Annotated in this window: 4 protein-coding genes (1 of these 4 running past the window's edge); all 4 read left to right on the top strand. The window is 43.5% G+C overall.

The features are described from left to right. On the top strand, nt 1-475 hold a 475-nt coding region (locus tag QVO39_RS08755), incomplete at its 5' end, for a nitroreductase family protein (protein WP_288171966.1). 27 nt (nt 476-502) lie between these two features. Further along, nucleotides 503-2,503, top strand: a complete 2,001-nt coding sequence (locus QVO39_RS08750) for a DUF4954 family protein (RefSeq protein WP_021903848.1) — start codon at nt 503-505, stop codon at nt 2,501-2,503. Nucleotides 2,504-2,656: 153 nt separating this feature from the next. Beyond that, nucleotides 2,657-2,941 (top strand): HU family DNA-binding protein, encoded by a 285-nt coding sequence (locus QVO39_RS08745; protein ID WP_021903847.1) that lies wholly within the window; start codon nt 2,657-2,659, stop codon nt 2,939-2,941. Between the two features lie 367 nt (nt 2,942-3,308). Then, nucleotides 3,309-4,949, top strand: the 5' portion of a protein-coding gene (locus QVO39_RS08740) for an Rne/Rng family ribonuclease (protein ID WP_021903846.1). It continues 42 nt past the right edge of the window; 1,641 of the gene's 1,683 nt are visible here — the first part of the coding sequence; the start codon lies at nt 3,309-3,311; the stop codon falls past the right edge of the window.

Here is a 4,949-nt window from a genome sequence, read left to right as displayed (position 1 = left end):
TGACGCTAAGAAGGAGGTCCCGCATGAGACGTTGGAAAGGATTATTGAAGCGGGTCATATAGCCCCATCGGCATGCAACCGACAACCATGGCATTTTTATCTCATTCGGAGTGAAGAGGCGAGAAAGAAGATTTGGGCATGCTACGATAGAGAATGGGTACAAGGGGCCTATGCCTATGTACTCATCACCGGTGAGGTAGATCAGTGCTGGACCTACCCTGATGGTGTGGGGGATACTTCGCTGTATACCGACTGTGCCATTGCTACTACTAGCATGATGCTTCAGGCATGGTCCGAAGGGGTTGGAACCCTATGGATTTGTAATTTTGACCGCCCTAAGTGCTGCGAGCTTTTTGGCTTAGATGTAAATGTACGCCGTCCTATCAGCATTTTAGCGATAGGCTACCCTGAGGTAGATCCGAATACTCTGCCCTTTAAGAGAAAGGAGCTGGATGAGGTTTTGACCGAGCTCTGATTTTTACACACAAACAACATAAATACTATGAGAACACTTACTCGCTCCGAGGTGGCAGTACTAGAAAAAAATAACTGCCGCTCGGAGCAATGGGAATTGGTAAAGGTCGCAGAGACTTTTGACCCAGAGAGCTGTAGAGATGTACAATTTTCAGGGAGTTGTCAGATCGGCGACTTATCGGGTAGTAGGGTGAATGAGTACGGCATTGCTGTACAGAATGGCATTAGGTCGGCAAGTATTAGTGAATGCAAGATCGGCAATGGTGTCTGCATTGATCACGTCCATGATGTTATTTCGAGATACGACATTGGGGACAATGTAACAATTAGCAATGTAAATGTAGTGGCGATGAAGGGAAGTAGCACCTTCGGGATAGGTGTACGTGCTTCTGTTCTGAATGAGACAGGGGGTATGGAGGTGCCAATATCTAGAGATTTAACGGCACAGACTGCCTATATGTTTACGCTAATTGGTCGGCAAGATGGTACTCTTCGTGGGTCGTTAATTGATTTAGTTGACCAAGAGGCAAGGGAGGCGGAGTCGGAGAGAGGAATCATCGAAGAGAGTGTGTCGATACGTAATTGTGGTTCTATAGTGAATGCCTACATAGGGGCACACGCTAAGGTGGAAGGGGCGACATTTCTTGAAAACTGTAGTCTCTGCAGCTCTGCAGAACACCTTATCGAGATTGGGTACAATGTGATGGGGCGTGACTTTGTGGCCTCTCTGGGTGCGAAGATAGGCGGAAGCTCTATTATCGAGCGTTGCTTCATAGGGCAATCTTGCCACATAGATCATCTATTCTCGGCACACGACTCGCTGATTTTTGCCAATTGCAATTTGGAGAATGGAGAGGCGTGCGCTATTTTTGCTGGGCCATTTACCGTTTCTAGCCATAAGAGCAGTTTGCTGATTGCAGGTCACTTTTCATTTCTTAATGCCGGAAGTGGTTCTAACCAAAGTAACCACCTTTATAAGCTGGGGCCGATCCACCAAGGCGTTGTAGAGCGTGGGTCTAAAACTAGCTCTGACTCTTATATCTTATGGCCATCGAGGATCGGGGCATTCACTCTGATTATGGGTCGACACGTACATAATGTAGATACCACTGACTTCCCTTTTAGTTACTTATTGGAGGATGACAATAAGAGTTACTTAGTGCCAGGCCGCAACCTGCTAAGTGTGGGGACTATGAGAGATGCCAAGAAGTGGCCAGCACGTGATAAACGACCTGAGACTATTCGCCCTGATTGTATCAACTACAACCTTCTGAGCCCATTTACTATAGGAAAGATGGAGCGCGCATATAACAAGCTACTTTCGCTGAAGAAGTTCCTAGGTGGGCACGAGCACGTCTATGTCTACTACAATCTCTTCATCAAACCTAGCAGCCTAGAGAAGGGGCTAGAGATCTATAAATGGGGAATTGAAAAGTTTATTGGCAACTCTTTGATTCAAAGGATTCAGAATAAGTTTGGCAATGAGGCAATCACTTCAGAACAGAAACTACTAGAGGTTCTTATACCGGACCATACTTTTGGAAAAGGTGAATGGATTGATGCCAGTGGTATGATTGCTCCGCTTGGGTGCATTCAAGAAATCATGGGGGAAATTAAAGGGAAGCAACTGAAGTCACTCCCCGAGATTAATCATAGAATCCGAGGATTACACAAGATGTACTATGAGTATGAGTGGGATTGGAGCTTCGATCTGCTTTGTCGTTGGTACGATATTAATGAGGATCATCCACTAACCATTGAGCTTATTCGCTCGATACTTAAGGACTGGATTGATGCTGTATTAGCGATTGATGATGCATTGCTGAATGATGCGCATAAGGAGTACAACATCATCGGTCGTGTCAATTTCGGAGTGAAGAATTCGGATATGCAGACGACTACCTATACCGAACAGATTGAGGCAGAATATGCGGAAAATCCTATCGTATTATCCGTGCTTGAGCATATCTCACGAAAAAAGGAATTGTATGCAACCACCCTAGAACAATTAAATGGAATACTTTGTTAAAATATAGGGCAGAGCGAAAAAGCACAGCAAATCTTTCAGAATGCCAATTAAAAATGGTACCTTTGCAGTCCATTGATATGATTGATAGTCAATGGGAAGGCATTTATAAGCATTCCAATAAGTTTATAACGAACTAGAAAGATATATAAAGATATGACTAAAGCAGAACTTGTAGCCGAGATCTCGAGAAAGACAGGTCTCGAGAAAAAGCAAGTCATGGACACTGTAGAAGCATTGATGGATGTAGTGAGTACAAGCCTAGCATTTGGTGAACCCGTATACCTCCGTGGGTTTGGTAGCTTTATTATTAAGCAACGTGCTGCAAAAACCGCTAGAAACATTACTCAAAATACGACAATCCAATTGCCTCCACGTAAGGTGCCAGCATTCAAGCCCTCTAAGTCATTGACTGTAAAAGTAGATAAGAAGAACGCCTAAACTATTGGTTTAGGTAAGTAGATAATAACTAATATAAACATTTGTATTATGCCAAGCGGAAAGAAAAGAAAAAGACATAAGATGGCGACGCACAAGCGTAAAAAGAGACTGCGCAAGAACCGTCATAAGAAGAAGTAATATCGAACGTATTAGTGAGGACTCATTTTGATATACTTCACTAATGGGTGGTTTCTAGTACGAATGCTAAAAGCTTAGTAGTGGGTGGCTAGTAGCCTTCCGATACCAGAAATAATAAGCTCTGGGAGATGTGGCTTTTTCAATCTGAATAGCGACAGCTCTAGGAGCTTATTCCTTTTTTAGGCATTTTGCTAGATATATTTATTAATCATTTATTACCAGATTTCGAGTGAAAAGTGAATTGATCATTGATGTTAGACCCAAGGAGGTCTCCATCGCTGTATTAGAAAACAGCAGATTGGTAGAACTCCAAAGAGAGAAGCAAAATATTGCTTACTCTGTGGGCGACATATACCTCGGCAAGGTAAAGAAAATTATGCCAGGGCTGAATGCGGCATTTGTAGATATCGGTCATAAGAAGGAGGCCTTTCTTCATTACCGAGATCTAGGTGCTAACTTCAAGACGGCTAAGAGCTTTATCCAAGCTGCGAGGAAGTATGGCAAAAACTTTTCTCCCGAGAGAGTAAAATTGGAAAAGGAGATAGACCGCTCTGGATCTATCGCTGATATGCTTCAGCAAGGCGAGGAGCTGATGGTTCAAGTAACCAAAGAAGCTATCTCCACTAAGGGTCCTAGAATCTCTACCGAGCTATCATACGCTGGTAGGTATCTAGTGCTAATCCCATTTGCTGACAAGGTCTCGGTTTCTCAAAAGATCAGTCAGCCTGAAGAGCGCGTGCGGCTTAAGCAATTGATATTGAGTATCAAGCCAAAGAATGTATCCGTAATCGTTCGCACCTCTGCACAAGGTGTAAAGGTAGCTGAGTTGCACCACGAGCTAAGATCCCTAGTAAAGAAGTGGAGCCTGACAGTCGAAAACCTTAGCCGTGAGCCACAAAACAACCAGCCGCAAGAAGCAAAAGGTGGTAAAAAAGGAGGCAATAACACTCCTGATGTATACATGCTACATCAAGAGAGTAATCGCTTGCTAAGTCTTTTGAGAGATACTTACAACTCCAACTTTAAAGACATTTACATCAATGATAAGTCTCTTGTGCAAGAGACTCAAGATTATATTGAGCTTATTGACCCAGGGCATGGCAATATCGTCAAGCTCTACGAAGGGAAAAGGCCCATATACGACTATTTTGATGTAAGCAAGCAGATTAAGCATTTATTTGGGAAGACTGTTACCTACAAGAGTGGTGCCTACCTAGTGATTGAGCAAACTGAAGCAATGCACGTGGTAGATGTCAATAGCGGGAATAGATCTAGAGGCTCTAAGCAACAAGAGGACACCGCTGTTGATGTCAATCTGTCGGCAGCAGAGGAGATAGCAAGGCAGATGAGATTGCGCGACTTAGGTGGTATTATTATCATAGACTTCATTGACATGGCTCAAGCAGCAAATAGACAGAAGCTTTTTGAGCAAATGAATGAGTATATGAAAAATGACCGAGCCAAGCATACCATTTTACCATTGACCAAGTTCGGTCTCATGCAAATAACCCGTCAGAGGGTTCGCCAAGCAACTCGCATTGAAACAGAGGAGGTCTGCCCAACTTGTCATGGTAAGGGACAAGTTCAGCCCACTCTATTCTTTACTGATGAAGTGGAGAAGATGGTTAACCAGTTGACGAAAGAGGAGGGTGTTAAGAAGTTTAGTATCCATTTACATCCTTTTGTGGCTGCCTACTTAACCAAAAAGAAGGGCTTCTTAGGAGGTTCTATCCTGTCCTCATGGCGTAGCAAATACGGGAAAGGCATAGATATTATCGCCGATGAATCATTAGGAATGCTAGAGTATGAGTTTTATGACTCTGATAAGAATGAGCTTTCCTACATGCTGGATACGGATGATGAGGATCCT

This window comes from Porphyromonas sp. CAG:1061 (genome assembly GCF_000435035.1).
GTDB classification, from domain to species: Bacteria; Bacteroidota; Bacteroidia; order Bacteroidales; family Porphyromonadaceae; genus Porphyromonas_A; species Porphyromonas_A somerae.
Note: the sequence above shows the minus strand (reverse complement) of the source record. Positions and strands in the feature narration are given on the sequence as shown.